The organism is Streptomyces sp. CCM_MD2014, from assembly GCF_000772045.1.
In the GTDB taxonomy this organism is placed as follows: domain Bacteria; phylum Actinomycetota; class Actinomycetes; order Streptomycetales; family Streptomycetaceae; genus Streptomyces; species Streptomyces salinarius.
Genome location: NZ_CP009754.1, coordinates 1,215,089 through 1,236,204, shown reverse-complemented (window position 1 = coordinate 1,236,204; position 21,116 = coordinate 1,215,089). Strand labels below are relative to the sequence as shown.

The 21,116-nt window shown below is 72.5% G+C and carries 18 protein-coding genes; 8 read left to right on the top strand and 10 right to left on the bottom strand.

Features of this window, described 5'->3' with window-relative positions; genetic code table 11:
• Window positions 1-156: 156 nt before the first annotated feature.
• Window positions 157-1,797 (top strand): phosphodiester glycosidase family protein, encoded by a 1,641-nt coding sequence (locus NI25_RS05380; protein ID WP_061441344.1) that lies wholly within the window; start codon window positions 157-159, stop codon window positions 1,795-1,797.
• 73 nt (window positions 1,798-1,870) lie between these two features.
• Window positions 1,871-2,902, top strand: a complete 1,032-nt coding sequence (locus tag NI25_RS05375) for an alpha/beta hydrolase (protein WP_061441343.1) — start codon at window positions 1,871-1,873, stop codon at window positions 2,900-2,902.
• A 51-nt stretch (window positions 2,903-2,953) separates the two neighbouring features.
• On the opposite strand, the gene NI25_RS05370 is transcribed toward NI25_RS05375, so the two are convergent.
• Both NI25_RS05370 and NI25_RS05365 read right to left on the bottom strand, forming a co-directional pair.
• Window positions 2,954-3,514, bottom strand: a complete 561-nt coding sequence (locus NI25_RS05370; protein ID WP_061441342.1) for a pyridoxamine 5'-phosphate oxidase family protein — start codon at window positions 3,512-3,514, stop codon at window positions 2,954-2,956.
• Window positions 3,515-3,608: 94 nt separating this feature from the next.
• A complete protein-coding gene (locus NI25_RS05365) occupies window positions 3,609-3,983 on the bottom strand; it encodes a winged helix-turn-helix transcriptional regulator (protein WP_061441341.1) in 375 nt (124 codons plus the stop codon).
• A gap of 83 nt (window positions 3,984-4,066) precedes the next feature.
• On the opposite strand from NI25_RS05365, the gene NI25_RS05360 reads away from it, so the two are divergent.
• Window positions 4,067-4,975, top strand: coding sequence for an NAD(P)-dependent oxidoreductase (locus tag NI25_RS05360; protein WP_061441340.1), 909 nt, complete (start codon window positions 4,067-4,069; stop codon window positions 4,973-4,975).
• A 357-nt stretch (window positions 4,976-5,332) separates the two neighbouring features.
• Here NI25_RS05360 and NI25_RS05355 read toward each other — a convergent pair whose 3' ends face one another.
• Together NI25_RS05355 and NI25_RS05350 are read right to left on the bottom strand one after the other, a co-directional pair.
• Window positions 5,333-6,253: a hypothetical protein gene (locus tag NI25_RS05355; protein WP_061441339.1), complete on the bottom strand. Its 921-nt coding sequence runs from the start codon at window positions 6,251-6,253 to the stop codon at window positions 5,333-5,335.
• Window positions 6,250-6,675: a hypothetical protein gene (locus NI25_RS05350; protein ID WP_061441338.1), complete on the bottom strand. Its 426-nt coding sequence runs from the start codon at window positions 6,673-6,675 to the stop codon at window positions 6,250-6,252. The genes NI25_RS05355 and NI25_RS05350 overlap by 4 nt, the downstream gene beginning before the upstream one ends.
• A 261-nt stretch (window positions 6,676-6,936) precedes the next feature.
• Between NI25_RS05350 and NI25_RS05345 the strand changes: the two genes are divergently transcribed.
• The 3 genes from NI25_RS05345 to NI25_RS05335 all read left to right on the top strand — a co-directional run bounded on the left by NI25_RS05345 (window position 6,937) and on the right by NI25_RS05335 (window position 12,563).
• Window positions 6,937-10,494 carry a CHAT domain-containing protein gene (locus NI25_RS05345; RefSeq protein WP_233520681.1) on the top strand — a complete coding sequence of 1,186 codons (3,558 nt, stop codon included), beginning with the start codon at window positions 6,937-6,939 and terminating at the stop codon, window positions 10,492-10,494.
• Between the two features lie 304 nt (window positions 10,495-10,798).
• Window positions 10,799-11,806 (top strand): tetratricopeptide repeat protein, encoded by a 1,008-nt coding sequence (locus NI25_RS05340; protein ID WP_233520680.1) that lies wholly within the window; start codon window positions 10,799-10,801, stop codon window positions 11,804-11,806.
• Between the two features lie 16 nt (window positions 11,807-11,822).
• Complete coding sequence (locus NI25_RS05335; RefSeq protein WP_061441336.1) at window positions 11,823-12,563, top strand: peptidase E; 741 nt, start codon at window positions 11,823-11,825, stop codon at window positions 12,561-12,563.
• 7 nt (window positions 12,564-12,570) lie between these two features.
• Here NI25_RS05335 and NI25_RS05330 read toward each other — a convergent pair whose 3' ends face one another.
• The 5 genes from NI25_RS05330 to NI25_RS05310 form a co-directional block, all read right to left on the bottom strand.
• Window positions 12,571-13,971, bottom strand: coding sequence for an FAD-dependent monooxygenase (locus NI25_RS05330; RefSeq protein ID WP_061441335.1), 1,401 nt, complete (start codon window positions 13,969-13,971; stop codon window positions 12,571-12,573).
• The gene (locus tag NI25_RS37255) at window positions 13,964-15,154 is read right to left on the bottom strand and encodes an MAB_1171c family putative transporter (RefSeq protein ID WP_078884516.1); all 1,191 of its coding nucleotides are present in this window, start codon (window positions 15,152-15,154) and stop codon (window positions 13,964-13,966) included. The genes NI25_RS05330 and NI25_RS37255 overlap by 8 nt, the downstream gene beginning before the upstream one ends.
• Window positions 15,151-15,762: a hypothetical protein gene (locus tag NI25_RS05320; RefSeq protein WP_061441334.1), complete on the bottom strand. Its 612-nt coding sequence runs from the start codon at window positions 15,760-15,762 to the stop codon at window positions 15,151-15,153. Before NI25_RS05320 ends, NI25_RS37255 begins: the two co-directional genes overlap by 4 nt.
• Complete coding sequence (locus NI25_RS05315; protein ID WP_061441333.1) at window positions 15,759-16,367, bottom strand: hypothetical protein; 609 nt, start codon at window positions 16,365-16,367, stop codon at window positions 15,759-15,761. Before NI25_RS05315 ends, NI25_RS05320 begins: the two co-directional genes overlap by 4 nt.
• Window positions 16,368-16,622: 255 nt before the next feature.
• Entirely contained in the window at window positions 16,623-17,453 is an 831-nt protein-coding gene (locus NI25_RS05310) for an SDR family NAD(P)-dependent oxidoreductase (protein ID WP_061441332.1), read from the bottom strand.
• Between the two features lie 207 nt (window positions 17,454-17,660).
• Between NI25_RS05310 and NI25_RS05305 the strand changes: the two genes are divergently transcribed.
• Window positions 17,661-18,092 (top strand): MarR family winged helix-turn-helix transcriptional regulator, encoded by a 432-nt coding sequence (locus NI25_RS05305; protein ID WP_061441331.1) that lies wholly within the window; start codon window positions 17,661-17,663, stop codon window positions 18,090-18,092.
• Between the two features lie 227 nt (window positions 18,093-18,319).
• The gene (locus tag NI25_RS05300) at window positions 18,320-19,606 is read left to right on the top strand and encodes a PQQ-binding-like beta-propeller repeat protein (protein ID WP_061441330.1); all 1,287 of its coding nucleotides are present in this window, start codon (window positions 18,320-18,322) and stop codon (window positions 19,604-19,606) included.
• A 179-nt stretch (window positions 19,607-19,785) separates the two neighbouring features.
• Here the strand turns inward: NI25_RS05300 and NI25_RS05295 are convergent, their stop codons facing one another.
• The gene (locus NI25_RS05295) at window positions 19,786-21,099 is read right to left on the bottom strand and encodes a hypothetical protein (protein ID WP_061441329.1); all 1,314 of its coding nucleotides are present in this window, start codon (window positions 21,097-21,099) and stop codon (window positions 19,786-19,788) included.
• Window positions 21,100-21,116 lie beyond the last annotated feature (17 nt).

Here is a 21,116-nt window from a genome sequence, read left to right as displayed (position 1 = left end):
ATTCTCCGTACGCGTCGCGCGGGCGCCCCGAGCGGCTCGGGCCGCCCGGAGGGACGGCACGCGCCCGCCGGGCGACCTTGACGCGCGCCGGAACCGGCCGATACTTGTGCGCAGCATGGGTCGGTCGGTGTCCGTGGTCGGCGCGAGGCGGGACAGATGAAGAAGAGACTGTGTGCCACGGGTGCCGTGCTGGGCATCCTCACCACCCTGGCCGCCCTTCCCCCGGCCGCCGGGGCGTCCCCGCACCCCGGCGGGCATCCGTCGGCCCCCCGGCACACGCTCCCCCTGGGCCCCGCCGACCTCCCCGAGACACGCACCACGACCACCCTCCAGCCGGGTGTCACCCTGACCCGCATCGTGCGCGGAAACGCCGAAGACCCCGCACTCCACTGGACGGTTGAGGTCTCCATCCCCGGCGGCGACACCTCCCCGGACCCCGACGCGCCGCCGACGGCGCTCAAGGACCGGGCGAGCGCCGACGAACTGGCCGCCGAACTGCGGCGGGACGGCTTCGACGCCCGGGTGGAGGAGGTGACGACACCCGCGACGGCCGACTACCCGGGCGGCTCCCTCGGCTGGCGGGTCCGCATCGGCACCTTCGACGCGCAGACCGCGGCGACGGCCGAACGCACCCGCCTGAGAGCGGCCGGCTACTCGGGCTCCGCCGTCTACACCGGCTGGGACGGCGAGGCGACGGACCGGGGCCCGTGGCACGTCGACGTCCTCACCATCGACCCGCGCAGGTTCCGCGGCACGCTCGACGCGTCCTACGGCCCCGACCTGGAGAACCGCGAGACGACCGGCGCGCTCTCGGCGTCGGCCGCCGCGACGGCCGCGGTCAACGCCGGCTTCTTCGTCCTCGACCCCAAGGCGGGCGCACCGGGCGACCCCGCCGGAGTGGGCGTGTACGACGGCCGCCTGCTGAGCGAACCGGTGGCCGGACGCCCGGCCCTCGTCGTCCACGACAACGGCCGCCGCACCGAGATCGCCCGGCTCACCTGGCGGGGCCGGATCACCACCCGGGCCGGCTCCCTCCCCTTGAACGGCGTCAACCGCGTACCCGGCCTGATCAGGAACTGCGGCGGCGGCGCGGGCGACGCCCCGACGCCGCTCCCGCTGCACGACGTCACCTGCACCAACCCCGACGAGCTGGTCGCCTTCACCCCGGACTACGGCGACCGGACGCCCGGGGGCGAAGGTCTGGAGGCCGTGCTGGACGCCCACGGACGAGTCGTGGAACTGCGCTCACCCCGCGGGGGAACGATCCCCCGGGGCGGCAGCTCGGTCCAGGCGACGGGCGCACGCGTCGCCGACCTGGCCGCCGTGGCCCACGTGGGCGACCGCCTGCGCGTGAGCACGACCCTGCTCGACGACCGAGGTCGCCGGATGTCCCCCTCGCCCCGCACCGACATCGTGAACGCGGGACCCGAGCTGGTCCGCGACGGCCGTGTCCACGTCACCCCCGCCACCGACGGCATGGTGCACCCCGGCGACCCGAGCTGGTACTACGGCTGGGTCCACAAACGCAATCCGCGCACCCTGGCCGGGGTGGACGGCGCGGGCCGCACCGTCCTCGTCACCGCCGACGGCCGCAGCACGGACTCCCTCGGACTCAGCATCGGCGAGAGCGCGGCGGTCGCGAGGTCACTGGGCCTGCGGGACGCCGTCAACCTGGACGGGGGAGGCTCGACGACGATGGTGGCGGAGGGCGCCGTACTCAACTCCCCGTCGGACGCCGCCGGCGAACGCCCGGTCGGCGACGCCCTGTTGATCCTGCCGCACCGGCACGACACCTGACCCGGTCCGCCACGACAGCCCGCCGGCCGGACGCACCACGCACCACACACAGCAACCCACCCAGGGAGCCGCCGTGTTCGCGAACGTGCCCACTGTCCGCACCCCGCTGCGAGCGAGACTCCTCCTGGTCCTCGCCGTCCTGCTGTCCGTCCTGACGCCGACCGCTCCAGGGGCCCTGGCCGCCGGCAGAGCGGAAACCGGGGCCACCCGCCCCGGCGCGGAGGTCGTCGCCGTCACCCGGGTCGCGGACCGGCAGGTCGACCTGTCGGTACGTTCGACGGCCCTGGGCGGCCGTACGGTCGAAGTCCGGCTGCTCACCCCCGACGGCTGGAACCCGCACGACCGACGCCACCGGCAGCACTGGCCCACCCTCTGGCTCCTGCACGGCTGCTGCGGCGACTACACGTCGTGGACGAGCATGACGGACGTGGCGGAGACGGACAGCCTGCGCGACGTCCTCGTCGTGATGCCCGAGGCCGGCTGGAACGGCTGGTACAACGACTGGTGGAACCACGGTCGGGGCGGCGACCCGGCTTGGGAGACGTTCCACACGAAGGAACTGCGCCACCTCCTGGAACGCGACTGGGGCGCGGGCAGCGACCGCGTGGTCGCCGGCCTGTCCATGGGCGGCCAGGGAGCCCTGATGTACGCAGCCAGGCATCCCGGGATGTTCAGGGCGACGGCCGCCTTCTCCGGCTCCGCCCACCCCCTCCTGAACGACGAGTCGATCGACCGCATCATGGGCTTCTTCGCCGGCCAGGGCAACGACCCGCTCCGCGTCTGGGGCGACCCGGTCGCCCAACGCGGCATCTGGCAGGCCCACGACCCCTTCCACCTCGCCAAGCGCCTGAGGTCGATCCCCGTCTATCTCTCCTGCGGCGACGGCACCACCGGCCCCCTGGATCCACCGGGTGCCACGAGCGCCCTGGAGGCCGACTTCAACCGCCAGAACCACGCGCTCGCGGCCGAGCTGGAGCGCGTCGGCGCGAGGCACGTGACGACCCATTTCTACGGCCCGGGAACCCACGGCTGGGCCTACTGGGAGCGCGAGCTGCACGCGTCGCTGCCGATGCTGCTGGGGGCGCTGGGCACCGACGGCGGCTGATCCCGTACTCGACCGAGGCGAACCCCGCCCCCGGCGGCGGACTGCCGCTCCTCAGAACGACCACCGCGTATGGCTGTAGACCCCTTCGTCCCGGCCGAACCCGTACGCGGTGACAGGAGTTACGGCGAACAGCACCGCGGCCCCGCTCCGCATGGCGTCCCCGATCCCGTGGAAGGTGCCCCCGGCCGACGTGATGTGCTCCCCGTACTTCGCCTCGTACGCCGCGATCACCTCCTCCAGCACCGCCGGATCACCGACCGGCGCCGCCACGCCCTCGACCACCAGGTCGAACCCGTCGGTGAGCGAGTTCGTACCCGTGAGCAGTGCGCAGTGCGCGTCATGGGCCAGGTTCCGGGCCTTCTGCTCACCCGGTCCGGTGGAGAAGTACGGCACACCGTCGTGCCAGGCGGCGATCACCGGCGTGATGTGCGGCCCGCCCCCGGGTCGCACCGTGACCACCCAGAAGATCTCGGCGGCCGCCACGCGCCGTTGGGCTTCGGCCCACTCGGTGGCCGTGACGTCCGCGGCGCCCGGACGGGGATTGAGCGCGGAGCTGTAGCGGGCGTCGAGCTCGGTCGTGGGTCGCTGTACGGCGGGTTGTTCCATGGACATGGCAGTTCTCCTCGCTCTCGGCCCCCTCGTCCCCCTAACGACTGCCGGCCGGCCCGGGCATCATCGGTGCGCCTGGCGGGGGACACCGACCCGATCAGCGCGGCGAGGTAGGCGTAACCGGCTGCCTCTGCTCGCACCCCTCGCGACGTATCCGCTCGGTGCCCCACGCGCCGAGCGGTGCGAGGGCCTGGTTGAGTGTGCGGCCGTGCTCGGTCAGGGAGTACTCCACGCGCGGCGGCACCTCGGCGTACACCTTCCGGTGGACGAGCCCGTCCGTCTCCATCTCCCGCAGGTGCTGGGTGAGCATCTTCTCGCTCACGCCCGGCAGCCCCCGGCGGAGCTCGGCGAAGCGGCGTACGCCGTGGGCGTCGAGCTCCCAGAGGATCAGGCCCTTCCACTTGCCGCTCACCACGTCGAGCGCGGCGTCGATGCCGCAGACGTACGGCCCGGACCTCGACCCCTTGGCCATCACTCAGCCCCTTACGAAATGGTAAGTACCGCAGAAAGAAGTGGGTACTTCCGAGGTTACCCGTGCCCGCCGAGGATGAAGGGGTGAACGAACACAAGGACCGCACCACCAGCCCCGCCGCCCCCGTTTCCGTGATCGGACTGGGCCCCATGGGCCAGGCCATCGCACACACCCTCCTCGCCTCGGGCCACCCGGTCACCGTCTGGAACCGCACGAAGAGTCGCGCCGACGGCGTCGTCGGCGCCGGCGCGACACACGTGCCGACACCCCGCGAGGCGGCCGAGGCGAGCGAACTGGTGCTGCTCAGCCTCACCGACTACCAGGCGATGTACGACATCCTGGACGACGCCGCCGAAGCGCTGGCCGGGCGCACACTGGTCAACCTCAGCTCCGACACCCCCGACCGCACGCGCGAGGCGGCAGCGTGGGCCGCCCGCCACGGCGCCGCCTTCCTCACCGGAGGCGTCATGGTCCCCGCACCCATGGTCGGCACGAACGCTGCCCACATCTACTACAGCGGCCCCGGGGAACTGCTGGAGAGCCACCGGGACGTGCTGACCCTGCTGGGCACCCCGAGGCACCTGGGTGAGGACCCGGGCCTCGCCCAGCTGATGTACCAGGCCCAACTCGCCGTCTTCCTCACCACCCTGTCCGGCCTGATGCACGCCACCGCGATGCTGGGCACCGCGGGTCTGAAGGCCCAGGAGGCGCTGCCGGAACTGCTCTCCTCCGCCGACTCCATCGGCGACATCCTGCGGGCGGGCGAGGAACACCCCGGCGCCGCCCTCGACGCCGGTGAACACCCCGGCCACCTCAGCACGGTCACCATGATGGGCGCGACGTCCGACCACATCGTCGACACCAGCACGGCACTCGGCCTCGACCTCGCCCTGCCGGCGGCCGTCCAGGGTCACTACCGCCGGGCGATCGAGAACGGCCACGGCGGCGACAACTGGACACGCATCATCGACAGCATCCGCGCACCGCACTGACGGTGCCCCGCCGCCCGCCCCCGGCGAGGTCGCTGTCATACGTCGGGCACCCGAAGGAGGAACCGCACGCGGAGCGCCGTCGAACGGCAGGAACGCGTGCACGCCGGCCAGCAGGGCCAGGACGTTGAACAGCGGGGCCGGCACCAGGGGCGGCAGCCGTTCCGGCAGGGCACACAGGCGGACGCGGTGGGCGCCTTCCTCTCGCGGGTCCGGCACGAACTCAACGCCTCCGGGGCCGAACCCGGGCTCCTCAGCCCCTGGGAGGCAAGCACCGAGGGCACGGAGGCGAGGAACGGTCCGGGCGCCGCCTCCTCCGACTGGTCTCCGCCGCTCCGCGCGGCGCCGGGACGGGTCGGCCTACGCTGCTCGCGTCTCCTTGCTCAGCAGCCGGGTGAGGCGTTCACCGAGCCCCGGGGCGTCGACGCCCGCGCACTCGACGCCCAGCGCGGTCGCCAAGTCGCGTACATGGAGGTCGGCCAGGGCCTCGGTGAGTTCGGCGAAGGCGTCCGCGGCCGCGCGGCCGCGCCGCACGCCCGAGGCGACGGCGACGACCCCGGCCAGTCCAGCGGGCCACCACCACAACGCCAGCGCCAGATACCCCGCGCCCCAGGCACACAGGCGCGCCGCCGCGGTCAGCCTGAGGCGGGCGGCCTGCAGTTCGGCACGCGTGCCGTCGGAGGCCAGGAGCCACAGATGGGGCCAGGCGGCCGCCAGGTCCAACCGGCTCGCGCGCCACAGCCGTTGCGCGGGCGCGGCCAGACGGTCGCCGGTCCAGAAGGGGTGGCGGGGCGGTACCGGGGCGATGCGGTCCCGGACTGCGTGACGGCGTTCGGCGACGTCGGCGAGCCGGTCGGCGTCGTCCGTTCCCGCGATACGGGCCCGGCCGGCCGCCACCAGCGCCGTACGGAAGGCCGCGTCGGCCGCGCGCCACCGGCGTGACCGGCGGTCGGCGAGGCGCCGCAGCACCGGCCCGTGCGGCTCCGCGCACCACAGAAGCTCCACGCCCGTACCCAGCGACTGCGCGGCCGCGCCGGCCGCCGCGGCACCGGCCAGCACGCCCGCCGCCACCAGGACGACGGTGCCCGCGCTGCCGGACGCGGGGGATGCGGCCACCGTGTCGACCCAGTCCCGCAACCGCGCGACATCAGACCAGTGTTCGTGACCGAGGACCACGGCGGTGGTGACGGCCGAGAGGAAGAGCAGCCCCGGCAGGGCCAGCGCGGCCAGCCACCGTTCGGCGATCCGGCCGCCCAGCGCGCTGAGGAAGCCGCTGGTCACCGGAGGGGCACCGTACGCAGCGGCTGGTCGAAGACCCGGCACCCGGGGGGCGGGGAATCGTCGTCCGGCGCCTCCACGCGTTCGCAGTGCCCCCGCGGGCAGGCGAGCACGTGCAGCGCCGGGTGCCGCTGCCCGGCGACCGGGAGCGGCTGGAAAGCGGGTGTGAACGGTGTCGGCGTGCTGCGGTAGGAGCCCAGACCGGCGCTGTGCCCGGCCGCGAGCAACTCCTCCTCCAACTCGTCGAAGACGTGGTCGAGTTCGTCCGGGGTCCGGCCGTCGCGCAGTTCCGAGGTGATGAACTCGACGAGCCGCAGGCCTCGCTCACCGAGCAGCAGCGACCCCGACGCGTCCGTCAACCGCCGGCAGAGCTCGCCCAGCCGGGCGTGTCCGCCTCGCGGCGCGCTTCGCCCGTCAGTCTCCATCTCCACCGTTCCCCCTCGGACGCAGGATGCCGGTCGGCCGCGATTGTACGTCGGCTGTCGGCTGTCGGCTGTCGGGCGTCAGCCTTGGCTGCCGGCCGGCTCCCGCTCCACCACGAGTGGTTCGCCGGGTGACGTCTCCCTCCGTACGACGTCGTTCGTTCTCCGTACACCGTCGCGCCCACGGCCGGTTCGCTATCGTGAGGACGGGCGGCCGCGGAAGGCCGGGAGAACTCGGTCCGGCGGTGTGACACGGGGGTGGGCGTGTTCAACGGGGGTCGCGCTCGAGCGGCGGACGGACGAGACGAGGAAGAGCGCGCCGATCGGCTGCTGTCCCACCACCTCACCACGGGCGACGAGCCCGCCCTCGACCAGGCGATCGCCCTCTACCGGCAGTTGCTCGACTCCGCGGCGCCGGACACCGGGCGGAACGTCGCCCGGACCGCCGCGAACCTCATGGCCGCCCTCCAGATTCGCTACCAACTGCGGGGAAGCCCGGACGACCTGGACGCACTGGTCGAGCTGGGCCGTGAACGGGCGCAGTGCGAGCCGGTCCGCCCGCAGGACGTACGGCTCCTGGGCCTCGCGTACCAGCAGAGGTTCGCGCTGTACGAGCGGTCCGACGACCTGGACCGGGCGGTGGACGCGTTCGACCGGGCCTCCCGCCTCCCCCAGGAGGCCGAGACCGCGGCGCAGTCGTTCGGCGCCCTCGCACAGACGCTGCGGACGCGGCAGCGGATCGCCGTCGACCGCGGCACGGCGCGGGAGGGAACCCGCGCCACGCGACCCGCGTCCCCCGACGACTCCGCCGCACCCACCGCCCCGGACCTTCTGCCGGACCTTCTGCGCGCGACGGAGGCCCAGCGGCACGCGCTCCGCGTCCTGCCGGACGGGGCGGAGGACCGACCCGCCTACCTGAGCAACCTGGCCTCGATGCGCCACGACGCGTATGTGTACGAGGGGGACGTCGGCGCCCTGCGTGAGGCCCTCGACCTGTGGAGCACCGCACTGACGGCCGTCCCACGGAGAGGGGCGACCCGCGCCCTCCTCCTGCGCAACCTCTCCCAGGCCCACCGCGAGTGGCACGAGCACGCCTCCGACGACGCCCACCGGGTGGAGATGCTGCGCGTTCACCGCACGGCCCTGGCCGAATGCCCGCCCGGTCACCCGGACCGCGCCGAGTTGCTCGCCGGCCTCGGAGTCGCCCTCCGCCTGGCCGCCGAGGACACCGACGAAGTGGCATGGCTCGAGGAGTCCGCGACGCTGCTGCGCGAGGCCGCGCGGTTCTTCCGCCCCGGCACCCCGCAACGCGCCAGGAGGCTGAACAGCCTCGGGAACACCCTGCACAGGCTGGCGCAGCGGACCGGTGACACGGCGGTGCTGGACGAGGCCGTCGCCACCCGCCGCGCCGCCCTCGCCGAGGAGCGCCCCGGCACGGACTCCCACGCCGGGGCCCTGGCGAACCTCGCCGTCACCCTGCGGGAGCGCGCCATCCAGACAGACGACGTGACCTCCCTGCGCGAGGCTTCCCGACTGGCCCGGGAGGCGCTCCACGCGACACGGAACTCGCCACCAGGCCACGCCGTGCGGCTCGCCAATCTGGGAGTGGTCCTGCAGAGCTGGCACGGCGTGACCGGCGACACCACGGCCGCCGACGAGGCGATCGACGTCGCGCGTCGGGCGCTGGCACTGGCGCCCGCGGCCGGTCAGCCGCGCGCCGACCGGCTGAACCACCTCGCCAACGCGCTGCGGGCCCGGTTCACGTCCACCGCGGAGGTGACAGACCTCGACGAGGCCATCGGACTGCTGGAGGCAGCCGCCCGGCAGGTTCCCTACGGAGACCCGTCGCTCGCGGTGATCCTCTCCAACCTCGGCTCCGCCCGCCTCACCAGGCACCACCACGCCACCGGAGAACCCGGCGAACTGGAGCAGGCCGTCAGCGAACTGGGCCGCGCCGTATGGGCCGTCACCGAGGGAACGTCGTCCCACGGCACCTACCTGAAGTCGTACGGCGACGCGCTGCGCGCCCTGCATCACCGAGACGGTGACCCGGGAGTGCTCCGTGCCGCCGAGGACGCCTACCGGCAGGCCGCCGGGACCAGGTCCCTGCCCGCCTACGAACGGGTCCTCGCGGCCTGGGAGTGGGGCGCCGCCGCCGGAACGGACCACCGCTGGGACGACGCCCTGCCGGGCTACGAACTGGCCCTGGAGCTCCTGCCGTTCGCCACTTCGGGCCGACTGGTCCGCGGCGACCAGGAACGCGGCCTGTCGCGCGTCCGGGGCCTGGCCGCCGAAGCCGCCGCCTGCGCGGTCAACGCCGGCCGTCCGGAGCACGCGGTACTGCTGCTGGAACAGGGCCGGGGCGTCCTGCTGGGCCGGGCCATGGCCACCCGCGACGGGCTCGGACGACTGCGCCGTGCCCACCCGGACCTCGCCGACCGCTTCTCCGGCCTGCGGCAACGGCTCGACGCGCTGGAGGCCACCGACACCGCGGACGCCGACCGGGGCGGGCTCCCGACCGGCACCACCGATCTGCGGCACACCCTCGCGGCCGCGCTGGAACACCTGGTCGCCGAGATCCGCACCCGCCCCGGCTTCGCCGACTTCCTCGGCCTGCCGGACCTGCGGGCGGTGCTGTCCTGCGCCGACCACGGCCCGGTGGTGCTCGCCTACTGCAGCGAGTTCCGCAGCGACGCCCTGGTGCTGAGGGACGGCGAAGTCCTCCTCGTCCCCCTGCCGCACGCCACCCCGCAGGCCGTCGGCGAACAGGCGGACCGGCTCGAACGGGCGCTCGCCGACGCGGCCGACCCCGCCCGCGACCGGGCGGCCCAGCAGACCGTCGGTGAGGTGCTGGCCTGGACGTGGGATCACGTCACCGGGCCCGTGCTCGACCGGCTCGGCGTGCACGGGCCCACGTCCGACGGCGAGTGGCAGCGGTTGTGGTGGTCTCCGGGAGGCGCGCTGGCCTCGCTGCCACTGCACGCGGCCGGCCACCACGACACCGCCCCGGCAGCGGAACCGGACGGCCGACCCGCGCCGGAGCCGGCTCCGGGTCCTGCTCGGGCGGCGGCTCGGGTGCCGGCTCGGGTGCCGGCTCGGTTGGCGGCCGTACCGGGACCACGGACGGTCATGGACCGGGTGGTCTCGTCGTACACGCCGACCGTCGGTGCTCTCCGGTACGCCCGGACCCGCGCCGCCGCCCCCCGCCCGCACGGCCCGGTGCTCGCCGTGGCGCTGCCCGACACGCCCGGTGCCCGGCCGCTCGGCGGCGCACGGCGCGAGGTCGAGGTCCTGCGCGGGCTCCTCCCCACCGAGGTACTGTCCGAGGAACGTGCCACCTTCGAACGGGTGATGGACGCGCTGCCCCGTCACCCGTGCGTGCACTTCGCCTGCCACGGCGTCAGCGAGCCCGCCGACCCTTCGAACGGCCGTCTCCTGGTGCACGACCACGCGACCCGGCCCCTCACGGTGAGCGCGATCTCCCGGCTGGAGCTGCCGGCGGCACGACTCGCCGTGATGTCGGCCTGCGAGACGGCGCGGGGAGGCGGCCAACTGGCCGACGAGTCCATCCACATCACCTCCGCCTTCCAGCTCGCGGGGTACGCCAACGCCGTCGGAACACTCTGGCCGGTGCACGACGCGGTGGCCGTCCGCGTCACACGCCTCCTCTACCGGGAGCTGTGCGCCGAAGGAGCCGACGGCGGTCCCGAGCTGGACGACACGAGGACGGCCCACGCCCTGCACCAGGCGGTCCGCGGATGCCGTGCCGCCTTCGCGGCCAGTCCCAGTCTGTGGGCGGCACACGTGCACGCGGGCGCCTGACGACACCGGTAGCGACGAGGAGGCGGTCACGATGGTCCGATGGTGGCGGCGACGAACCCCGGAAGACGGAGAGGCCGCCGACGCTCAGCCGCGGGGGCCCCGACAGGAACAAGCGAGCGGGCAGGTACATGAAGCCCGGCAGGGACACCGGGGCCGCCCCGCCGAGGGCGCCGAACAGCCGCAACCGGGCCCGGACGCGCAGGAACAGCCCCCGGGAGGTTCCGGGACCGGGCGACAACTGGTCGGGGGACACCTCACCATCACGGAGGTCACAGAGGGCGGGCCGGGGCGGGAGATCGCCCGCGTGCGGCTCTCCGCCGAGGAGATCCACACCATGCGGGCCCGGTCCGCCCTCGACAGCCTGGGCCCCGAGCACCCGGACGCCCTCACCGCCCTGCGCGAACTCGCCCACGTCCTGCTGTCGGTCCCCGGACGGGGCGAGGAGGCCGTCGAGCTTCTCCAGCACGTGGCCCGCACCCGGTGGACCACCCTCGGCGACCGCCACGAGGACACCCTGCGCGTCTCCGCCGAGTTGGCCGACGCCCTCCACACCACCGGTCAACTGCGCCTCGCGGAAACAGCGTGGCGCGACACCTTCCGCGCCCAGCGGGAGACACTCGGCCGCGACCACCCGGACGCGCTGCGCAGCGCCACCGGACTCGCGGCGGTCCTGGAGGACCTCGGCCGTGCCCCGGAGGCCGAGCCGCTCGTGCGGGACGTCCTGGAACGCCGTATCCGGCAGCTCGGCCACGACCACCCCGAGGTCCTCTCCGCCACCAACGCGCACGCCGCGTCCCTGCTCAAGTGCGGCCGTCACCAGGAGGCCGAGCGCGTCCTGCGCGCCCTCGTGCCCCGACTGGAGGACCGGTACGGACCCGACCACGAGAAGACGGTCGCGGCCCGGAGCAACCTCGGCGCCGTCCTGGTCCGACTGGAGCGCCACACCGAGGCGGAAGAGCAGATCCGTGCCCTCGTGCGGTCGACGGAGGCCACCCTCGGGCCGGACCACGAAACCACTCTCGCCGCGCGGAACAACCTCGCAGCCGTCCTGCACGCCCAGGAACGCTACGACGACGCGGTGCCGATCCTGCGCGCGATCCTGGCCGGGCATGCCGCACTCCACGGCGACGACCATCCGATCACGGTCGGCACCCGGGACAACCTCGCCAACGTGCTGATCGACGCGGGCCACCATGCGGAGGCCGCCGAACTGCTCGACCGCTGCGTACGCGACTACCGCCGCTTGCACGGCCCGGGACACCCCCGGCTGCGGGCCGCCGAGGAGCGCCTGGACTGGCTGCGCTCTCCTTGACTGAGGAGGCACCCCCGTGACCATCGCCCCGAAACCCCGTCTGGCCCTCCTCGGGGGCGGATTCTCCGACGACGAGGACGGCCTGCTGGACGACTGGCTGCTCGCTCAGGTGCGGGTCCCCAGGCCCAGGGTGTGCTTCGTTCCGACGGCGAGCGGCGACGCCCCGGCCTGTGTGGAGCGATTCCTCGCCGCCTTCCAGCCACGTTCGTGTGAGCCCGGTGTCCTGCCCATGTTTCGCCGGGAACTCGACGACGACGCCTTGCGCACGTTCCTGCTCGGCCAGGATGTGATCTACGTGGGCGGCGGCAACACGGCGAACCTGCTCGCCGTCTGGCGCGCGCACGGAGTGGACCGGCTCCTGCGCGAGGCCTTCGCCCGCGGGACCCTGCTCTGCGGCATCAGCGCGGGCGCCAACTGCTGGGCCGAGGGCTCGCACACCGACTCCTTCGGGCCGCTGACCCACCTCGCCGACGGGCTCGGTCTGCTGCCCGGTTCGGTCTGTCCGCACTATGACAGTGAGCAGGGGAGGCGCGCGTCCTATCGCGCGGCCGTGGCGAGCCGAGCGCTTCCCTCCGGCTGGGCCCTGGAGGACGGCGTCGGCGCCCTCTTCACCGAGGGCCGGCTGACGGATTCCGTGACGCGCCTGCCTCGTGCCCGGTTGTACCGGGTGGAACCGGACGGGCAGGGCGGTGCCGAGGAGCGAGCCGTGCCGTGTCGTCCGCTCGTCCCACCACACCAGGCGCGAAGCCCCTCGTAGTCCGGCGCTACGGCATGGCGCTCTTTCGCTCTGCGTCGGTGAGGGGCGGGCCTTGCAGATGCGGCCTTCGGGGACCGATGACCATGGGGATGAGCATGTCGGGCGAGAACAGCCGAGTGGCAGGTCGCTCCAGGCTCATGACGTCCAGCAGGGCACCCATGGCGCGCGGATTGCGTGCGCCGGTCTCCACGGCCTTGTCGACGAAGCGGGCGAGAAGCCGTTCGACGGCGTTGGGCCGGGTGTCGGTCGCTCCCGGATACAGCGCGTCCTGGCCAACCGCCAAATCCCATGCGCCGGCCACCGGCCGTGCGGCGACGCGCTGAAGCCGGCGTGCGAGGCCCGGCTGCCCCAGCCCTGTGGCGCTGAGCGTGTCGCGGACGGCGAGCGCGCACTGGGCGGCGACGGTCAGGCCATGGCCGTAGACCGGGTTGTAGCCGGCGACGGCGTCGCCGAGGACGAGGAAGCCGTCCGGCCAGCGCTTGACCTGCTCGTAGTAGCGACGACGGTTGGCCGTGGCACGAGTGGTCATGACGTCTCCGAGCGGCTCGAGGCCCTTGACGAGTTCGCCGATGACGGGATCGTCGAGTGCGAGCGCGAAGTCGACGAAGGCATCGGGATCGTCGGTGGGCTCACCACCGCGGGTGCCGGCGAGCGTGACGATCCAGCGGTTCCCCTCGACGGGCAGGATGATGCCCCCTCGCCCCGGCGCCTTGGCCGGGGTCGCCTGCACGTTGACGAGGGGAAACCCGACGCCCCGGGTCGCCTCGGGGGCGTGGAAGAGGCGGGTGGCGTAGACGACACCGGCGTTGACCTCGCGCTCCGTGACGCTCGGCGCTCCCAGGCCGGTGAGCCACTGCGGGGCACGGGACCCCCGGCCCGAGGCGTCGACGACCAGGTCCGCGCGCAGGACGCTCTCCTCGCCGTCGGTGCGTATGCGGACACCCGTGACCGCCGCGGCGTCGCCTTCCAGGCCGAGCACGGTGGTCCCCTCGCGGAGTGTGATCCGCTCGTCGGCCAGGACGCGATGGCGCAGGACGAAGTCGAGGAGGTCGCGGGAGCAGACCAGGTTGCGGTGATGGGTGGTGGTGAAACGGCGGAACCACACTTCGTTGGGCGCCCGGGACACCATGTCGCCCATGATGTGAACCAGGCGCCCGCCGCGTGCCACGATGTCACCGGTGAGGCCGGGGACGAGATCGTCGAAGGCCTTGACCCCTCCACTCCACACCAGGTGGGCGTGACGGGCCTGGGGCACGCCCCTGCGCGGTTCGGGTCCGCCGGGGAGACGGTCGCGTTCGACAATCGTGACGTCGGCGAAGTCCGTGAGGGCCGCCGCCGCGAAGAGGCCGGAGGCGCCGGCGCCGATGACCACTGCGGTGGGCCGGCGGGTGACGAGTGCTTCAGCCATGGTGATGAGCGCTTTCTGTGCTGGTCATGCGTCGGCGGACGTCTTCGAGGATGCGGGGCCGGTGCAGGGCGGAGGCGATGCCTTCGATACGACCGCTCACGACCACCCCTGCCTGCGGCTCCCGCGGGTCCGCGACGGAAGGCCCGCCCCGCTGGTAGGCGCCGATGGCGGCACTGATCGTGAGAGCCCCGGCAACACCGTCCGCGTCCGGGACCCCGTCCCCGCACCGCGCGGCCTCGTATGCCCGCCGGTACAGCGCCGGGTCGACGTAGGGGCCGAGCAGACGCAGGGCGTCGTGAATCCGCTGCCGGCGTTGCAGCAGGCGCAGGTCGAGCGGGGTCCAGGGGCCGAAGCGCGCCTCGGCCGCCGCCGGGGCGAGGCCGCGCAGCGCGTGCCACAGCGGGCCGAGCCGACGGTATTCGCTCTGGTCCCGGATCCACTTCTGCAGGAAGGGCCCGGCCTGGGGCACGATGAAGCCGAGCGCGACGAAGACGGCTTCCAGGAGCGCGAACGGGGGAGCGGCCTGGGTGCTCAGCACGTCCCAGTCGTGCCCCGACCATCGGGCGCCGATCGCGGCCGTCTTCGCGACATCGAAGACGAGCCCCGACGCGAAGCCCAGTTGCAGGAACACCACTCCTGCCCTCAGCCAGCGGTTGGCCACTTCGGGGAACCACTTCCACAGCATGGAGACCGCCACGAGCGACGACACCGTGTGCGCGGCGATGTAGAGGAGGATGTGCTCGCGCATCCAGGGGGTGCCGGCGTAGTAGGTGTCCAGGTCGTAGACGCGCGCCGTGGGGACGTCGGCCAGGATGAACGTCAGCCACAGGACGGCGACGATCCCCGCGTAGATCCAGTAGATGCGGCGGATCCTCCGCCGCCGTCTCACCGACGGTGCCTCGCGCCAACGCACGATCATGGTCAGGCCGGTGGCGCAGAAAGCGGTCAGGAAGGAGTAGGCCCAAGGGGAGGCGATGTTCGGTACACCCGTGAGGTCGTTGAGCCGCTCTATGTTGACCGGGGTGATCACGACCAGAACCGCGGTGGCCCAGATCAGCAGGAGCGTGGTCGCCCTGACGTCCGGGTCGCGCGAGGCCCGCACGAACGTGGGGAGCTTCAGCACGAGGGCCAGCGCCAGCAGAGCGGTGGGCAGGATGTAGGGAATGTGGAAGGACGGGCTCATGACCGCAGGTGCCCGCCGCGGCTGCTCAGGGACAGATTGATGCGGCCTTCCACGGTGTCCGCACTGACCGGGCCCTGCGCGTAACGGCCTTTCACCCAGGTGCGGACCTCCCGGCCGAAGAGGAGCCCGAACGTCTCGGCGTCCGCCTCGTGGTCGTCGCGGGACCCGGCTCGGGCCGCGACGGCGAGGAGCGCGTCCGGGGGCACCTCGTGCGCTGCGAGGATCCGCTCGACGGCCCGCTCGACCACTTCCCCGGCCTGCTCGGTGGGCAGCGCCCGGGCGGCGGCCGGCATCCCCGCCACGTGGTGTCCGCAGTCCCCCTGCTCCTCGTGCCACAGCTCATGCCCCAGGATGACCAACTGCGCCTCGGGAACAGTGTGTTCCTCTACCACGATGATGGAGTGGTCCCCGCAGTCCAGGCGCATGCCGGAGACGGGAATGTCCGGCGGGAACCCCCGGAAGACAAGGCGGATCGGCCGACCGGTGCGTGCGCTCATGGCCGCGCAGAAGGCTTCCATGACCTCCCGTGGCTCGGCCGGCCGCTGAATGGCCCCCGCCGTGTGCCGGCCCAGGACGGAGAGTAAGGACTTCATCGCCTTGGTGCTCACCGCTCGCGACCTCCGTCCGGGGGTACGACGGACCGCAGGACTCCTTCGAGAAGGCGTTCCAACTGCTCACGTGTCAGGGAGCCGTGGGCGCGCAGGTCGGCGGACCTCACCCCGTACCGGTCCATCAGGGCGAGCACGGGATCGTTCTCGGGGTGTTCCAGCGCGTGCAGGGCGGGGAGCAGGACGCGGTTGAGCGCGTCGGCGGCCGACGCGGTGAAGAACGCCTCTCCGTCCTCGACCCCGAAGTACTCGACGAGCCCGTGCAGAAGCTCGACACTGGGCACCTTCTTGCCGCCGCAGACCTGCCGGGCCCAGTACCCGGAGACACCGAGCCGCTCGGAGATGTCCGCGGCGAGGTCGGACATGCGCTTGCCGGTCGCGGCCATCTCGGCTTCGGCGAGCGCGGCGATCCGCGTCCGTACCCGGTCGTTGACGGAGTCGTCCGGTGGTGTGCCGCCCCGGAGCAGGGTGCGGACGGTGGACACCGGCAGCGCCGTCCGGCGGGCGAGCTCCGCCGCGTCCAGCAGCTTCGAGCGGACTTCCTTCTCCTGCACGACCCCGTCGAGACGACGCAGGGTTTCGGAGAGGGGAGAGGGTGATGCCACCGTTGCACTCCCGGTTCGGGGGCTGACGCCCGGTGTCGCTGACGGGACCCTATGTGATGAACGCGCCGAGAGGCAACGGTCGTTGAGTCCGGATCACCGATGCTTGTCCGGATCGGGCGCGCGGTGACGTCTTCGCCATCCGGTACCACACGTCTCGCTCCGTGGTCGCGTCGGCGAAGGCCGGGGGCAACGGGGCACACAGGCACTGCGCGCCGCTCACCCCTGGCTCCGCGCGCCGAATGCCCCCCAGGATCATCACTGCCCCGGTGCGGCGGCGGGGTCGCGATCGCTGACGTCGTGGAACCCCAGTCGGCGATTGAGGGCGCCCGTGACACGCGTGACCGTGGTGCGAGGCAGCACCCTCGACGCCCACACCCCGACGCGCTGGGACGCCCGCCCGGGGAAGGAGACGGCCCGGCCCCGGGCGAAGTCGTCGAGCGTCCTGACGGCCACGTCGGCGGGAGCATCCGTGAACCTGGGGTTCATGGAGGCGGTCGTCCGGTCGAAGAACTCCGTGGCGGTGGCTCCCGGGTGGGCCGCCATCACGCGTACGCCGGTGCCGCGGACCTCCTCGGCGACCGCCTCGGTGAACGAGAGCACGAACGCCTTGGTGGCGGCGTAGCTCGCCTGGTACGGCATGGGCTGGAAGGCGGCGGTGGACGCGATGTTGACGATGCCGCCGCGGCCGCGTGCGACCATGCGGGCACCCAGGAGGTGGACCAGTCCGACCAGGGCGGTGACGTTCACGTCGACGGACTGGAGATTGGGTTCGAGGGGCCGGCCGAGGAAGGGCCCTACGGCCCCCATCCCGGCGTTGTTGACCAGGAGATCCACGTCGAGGCCGAGCCCGTCGAGGGCATCGAGGATCCGCTGCGGCGACCGCCGGTCGGACAGGTCCGCGGCGATCACGTCGGCGCGGACGGAATGCGTGGCCCGGATCTCGTCGGCGAGGGCGTGCAGCGCGTCGGCCGAGCGGGCGACGAGAACCAAGTGCGCTCCTCGGGACGCGAGTTCCCGTGCGTAGGCCTCGCCCAGCCCTTTGGACGCGCCGGTGACCAGGGCAGTGGTGTTCGTGTAGTCGTACATGCGCGAGTGCTTTCTGTGCGGCTGGAGGAAGTACGGCTGGTGGGAGTGCGGCTGAAGCCAGTGCGACTGAAGGCGGTGCGACTGAAGGCAGTGCGACCGCAAGAAGGCATGGCGCGGCCCGTGGACAGGTACTTCGAGCCTCGAAGCAATCCCTTGACCCCCAACATACACTTCGAGTCTCGAAGTAAATAGGCGTACGATGGGCCCATGACGCGAAGCACCCTCGAGGCGGCGGTGGCGGCGAACCACGAGCTCTTCATGCGGACCGGCGACCGGATCGAGGGCGTCCTGGCGGAGCACGGCCTGACCCCCGCGACCGCCCAGGCCCTGTGGGCCATCGACCCGGACGAGGCACCGCCCTCGATGAAGACACTGGCCGGCCGCCTGTACTGCAACGCGCCCAACCTCAGCTTCGTCATCAACCAGCTCACCCACCGCGGCCTCGTCGAACGCTCCGCCGACCCTGCCGACCGCCGCTCACGCGTCGTGGTCCTGACGGAGGACGGGCGCCGCGTGCGGGCGGCGGTCATCCAGGCGACGCTGGCGCTGACGCCCTTCGCACGGCTTGGGGACGAGGAGCTGCGCATGCTGGTGCATCTCCTGGGGAAAGCCCTCGACCCGGCTGAGGAGAAGGCCTGAGACCAGGCGGCGCGGCCGCCCGAAGCACCGTCGTGAGGCACGTGGGGTGATCGGCGACGAGTTGTCTCGATTGCTTCACGGTGCTGTCGCGGTTGGGATCTGGCGGTGTGGGCGGCACGGTAGCCCGGCTAACGTTCCTGGTCGCGGAGGCCCACGTCCGTATGTTCGGTACGGCGTGGGCCTTCCGGTTCGGGTTCCTGCACTGACGCATCACGGGGGTACGGCACATGGCCGGGCGAGACAGCACGTCGGACGACAGAACACCGGAGGCGTCCGGTCCACCTTCCCGGCGGCGGGTACTGCGATTGGCCGGCAGCGGTCTCGCGCTGGCGGCGCTGACCACCGGTACGGTCGGGTGCGACGAGGACGCCGTGGAGGTCGAGGAGCCGGCAAACGCCGGCGGCGACGCGCCGAAGGGCGGCGGCGAGGGCTCCGGAGACGGTGGCGGTGCGGGCGCCGGTGCCGGCGAGAAGGGCCAGGCTCCGAAACCGCTGTGGACGAAGCCGACCTCGGCCGAGACCTACGGGGACAACGACGAACTGGTGGCCGCGGGCGGCGTCGTGATCGCCAGTGGCAGCCCGCTGGCCGCCCTCGACGCCGCGACCGGCGGGCAGAAGTGGTCCCTGCCGGGCGGAGCGATCCCCGGCGCACCCCTGCTGCTCAGCGAAGACACCCTGTACCTGGCCAGCAGCGACTACGACGGCTCCGTCATCGGATACGCCCCGGCCTCCGGCAAGGAGACCTGGCGCAGCCGGCTGGGCAAGGAGTACCGGCAGCCGCGACCGATCGCGGTGGACGAGGAGCAGGTGTACGTCGTCGCCGAGATCCTCGAGAAGGACGGCTCGTCCAAGACCAACGTCATCGCCGCCCTCAACAGCACCACGGGCAGGATCGCCTGGAAGGAACAGCGCGACGTCGGCACCGAGCAGAACGGCATCCACGCCGCGGTCCGGGGCCGCCACCTCGTCTACACCGACTTCAAGAAGAACCTCACCGTGCGCGACACCGTGAGCGGCGGGCAGGTGTGGACGCACAAGACGACCAAGACGAACTACGGCTTCTTCACCGTCCACCAGGACCTGGTCATCGTCCCCCAAGGGAACGTGCTCCAGGCCTTCAACCTGGCCGACGGCAAGGAGAAGTGGTCCTTGGAAGCGTCGGACACGGCCCTCTTCCGGGAACCGGCCGCACTGGCGGACGTGCTCTACGTCGCCGACAGCGCCAGGACCATGTGGGCCGTGGACCCGAGCACCGGCAGACAGCTCTGGAAGTCCGAGGCTCTCGCGGACGCGGGACTCCAGGTGCCGCGGCAGTATGTCAAGGCGGGCGACACCCTCTACGGCGCCACGGACCTGGACAAGCAGGGCGGCATCATCGCCATCGACGCGAGGACCGGCGCGGTGCGCTGGACGTTCAACGACAGGACGGGCGACTACCACGCCTGGCTGGTGGCAACCGACGGCAAGCACGTCTTCGCCCTGCACGGCAAGAAGCTGCACGCGCTGGCGGTGTAGTACCCGTAGGGCGGACGGCTGGAGTGGCCAGGGATACAAGTGCCGACCACCCGTTGCGGGCAATCCGGGCAGCGCGAAAACCTAGCGGTCGCGCTGCCCGGCGGTGGTGCTCGCCACGCATCACAAAGGCCTGAATCAGGAAGGCCCAGTACTTCGCCGGACAGTGAAGTCCGTCGCGCCTACGCCGAAGCGGGAAGCGCAGGGAACACGACTACCGAACCGTTCTCCTCGCGAGCGATTTCGATCGCCACGTCCGTCGGGCGACTGTCGACCACGACGCCGTCACCCAACTGACGAACCCGATGCGCAGCGCGCATCAGACGATCGACTTCCGCGTTCGTGAAGACGGGTCGCAGTCCGTGCGGGCGGGCCAGCTCCAGCGTCGACAGGCGGACCAGGACGCCGGCAAGGCCCGTCTCCAGGGCGTCGAGGCGTTGCTGGTCGCGCTTGAGGACACGGGTGAAGCTCTGGAACAGGTTGTTGGGGTCGCCCTGGGCGTGCTCGACGGCCTGCAGGACGACGACTCGCCGCTTCAACGCGATGGCGAGGGTGGCCAGTTCCAGGTGGGCGCGGAAGATGCCACCCTGGTCGTCGATTCCGGGGAACGACTTGGTCAGCGTGCCGAGATCGACGGCTTGGCCCTCGGGTAGCTTGTCGAGTGCGCTCTGCCACTTGGCAAGGCGGCGATCGACGGCGCCCAGCGCGGAGTTGATGGCGTGCACCGCCGAGTCCAGGCCCAGCGAGACCCCGGGCCTGCCCTGGTCGAGCAGGATGGCGGTGGCCTTGTCGATGGCGTCCCGGCAGCCGTCGAGTGTGCTGTGCTCTTGTTCGAGCTCCTGCTCCTGCAGTTGCTCCAGCATTTCCGTGATGTGCTCGATGGCCTGCTGACGCTTGCCGTCGGCGTGTGCGCTCACCCCCACCGCCACGGCCATGAGCACGAGCGGCGCGGCCACGGTGAGCATCGCACTGCCGCCGACCGCCACGCCCGCCGTCGCACCGGCTCCACCGACCGCGCCCGCCGTTGCCGCTTGACCGACCGGCACGAACGTCGCGGCGCCGGCGATCTTCCCCGAAGAGTCCACGAGCGCGCTTCGGAGGGCACCGGACGTGCCCTTCGCCACCATCGGGCTGAGACAGCCCTGGCCGACCTGGGCGGCGAGCTTCGCCGGGATCACCATGCGGTAGAGGCCTTCGCCGGCCGCTGTCGCCGTAGCCGACGAGGAACTCCGCGCCGATTGCGTGATGAGCTGCGACAGGTGCTGCGCCAAAGGGCTCGCGGCATCGAGCGGGATGCCGCGGCCGCGGTCGAGCTTGTCGGGCAGCGGATATGCCTCAAGTGTGGCGATCGGCTCGTCGGCCAGGGCGGCCAGTGCCCCGCGCAGTTCAGCCAGGCGCTCAGCCGTCATAGGCCCGTCCCCGGTCAATGCGGGCACCCGGACATCACCGGTCGCCAGCGTCCACACCGGAACGATCCCCTTGCGGTCGTCAGTCATCGTCTCCCCTTTTTCTC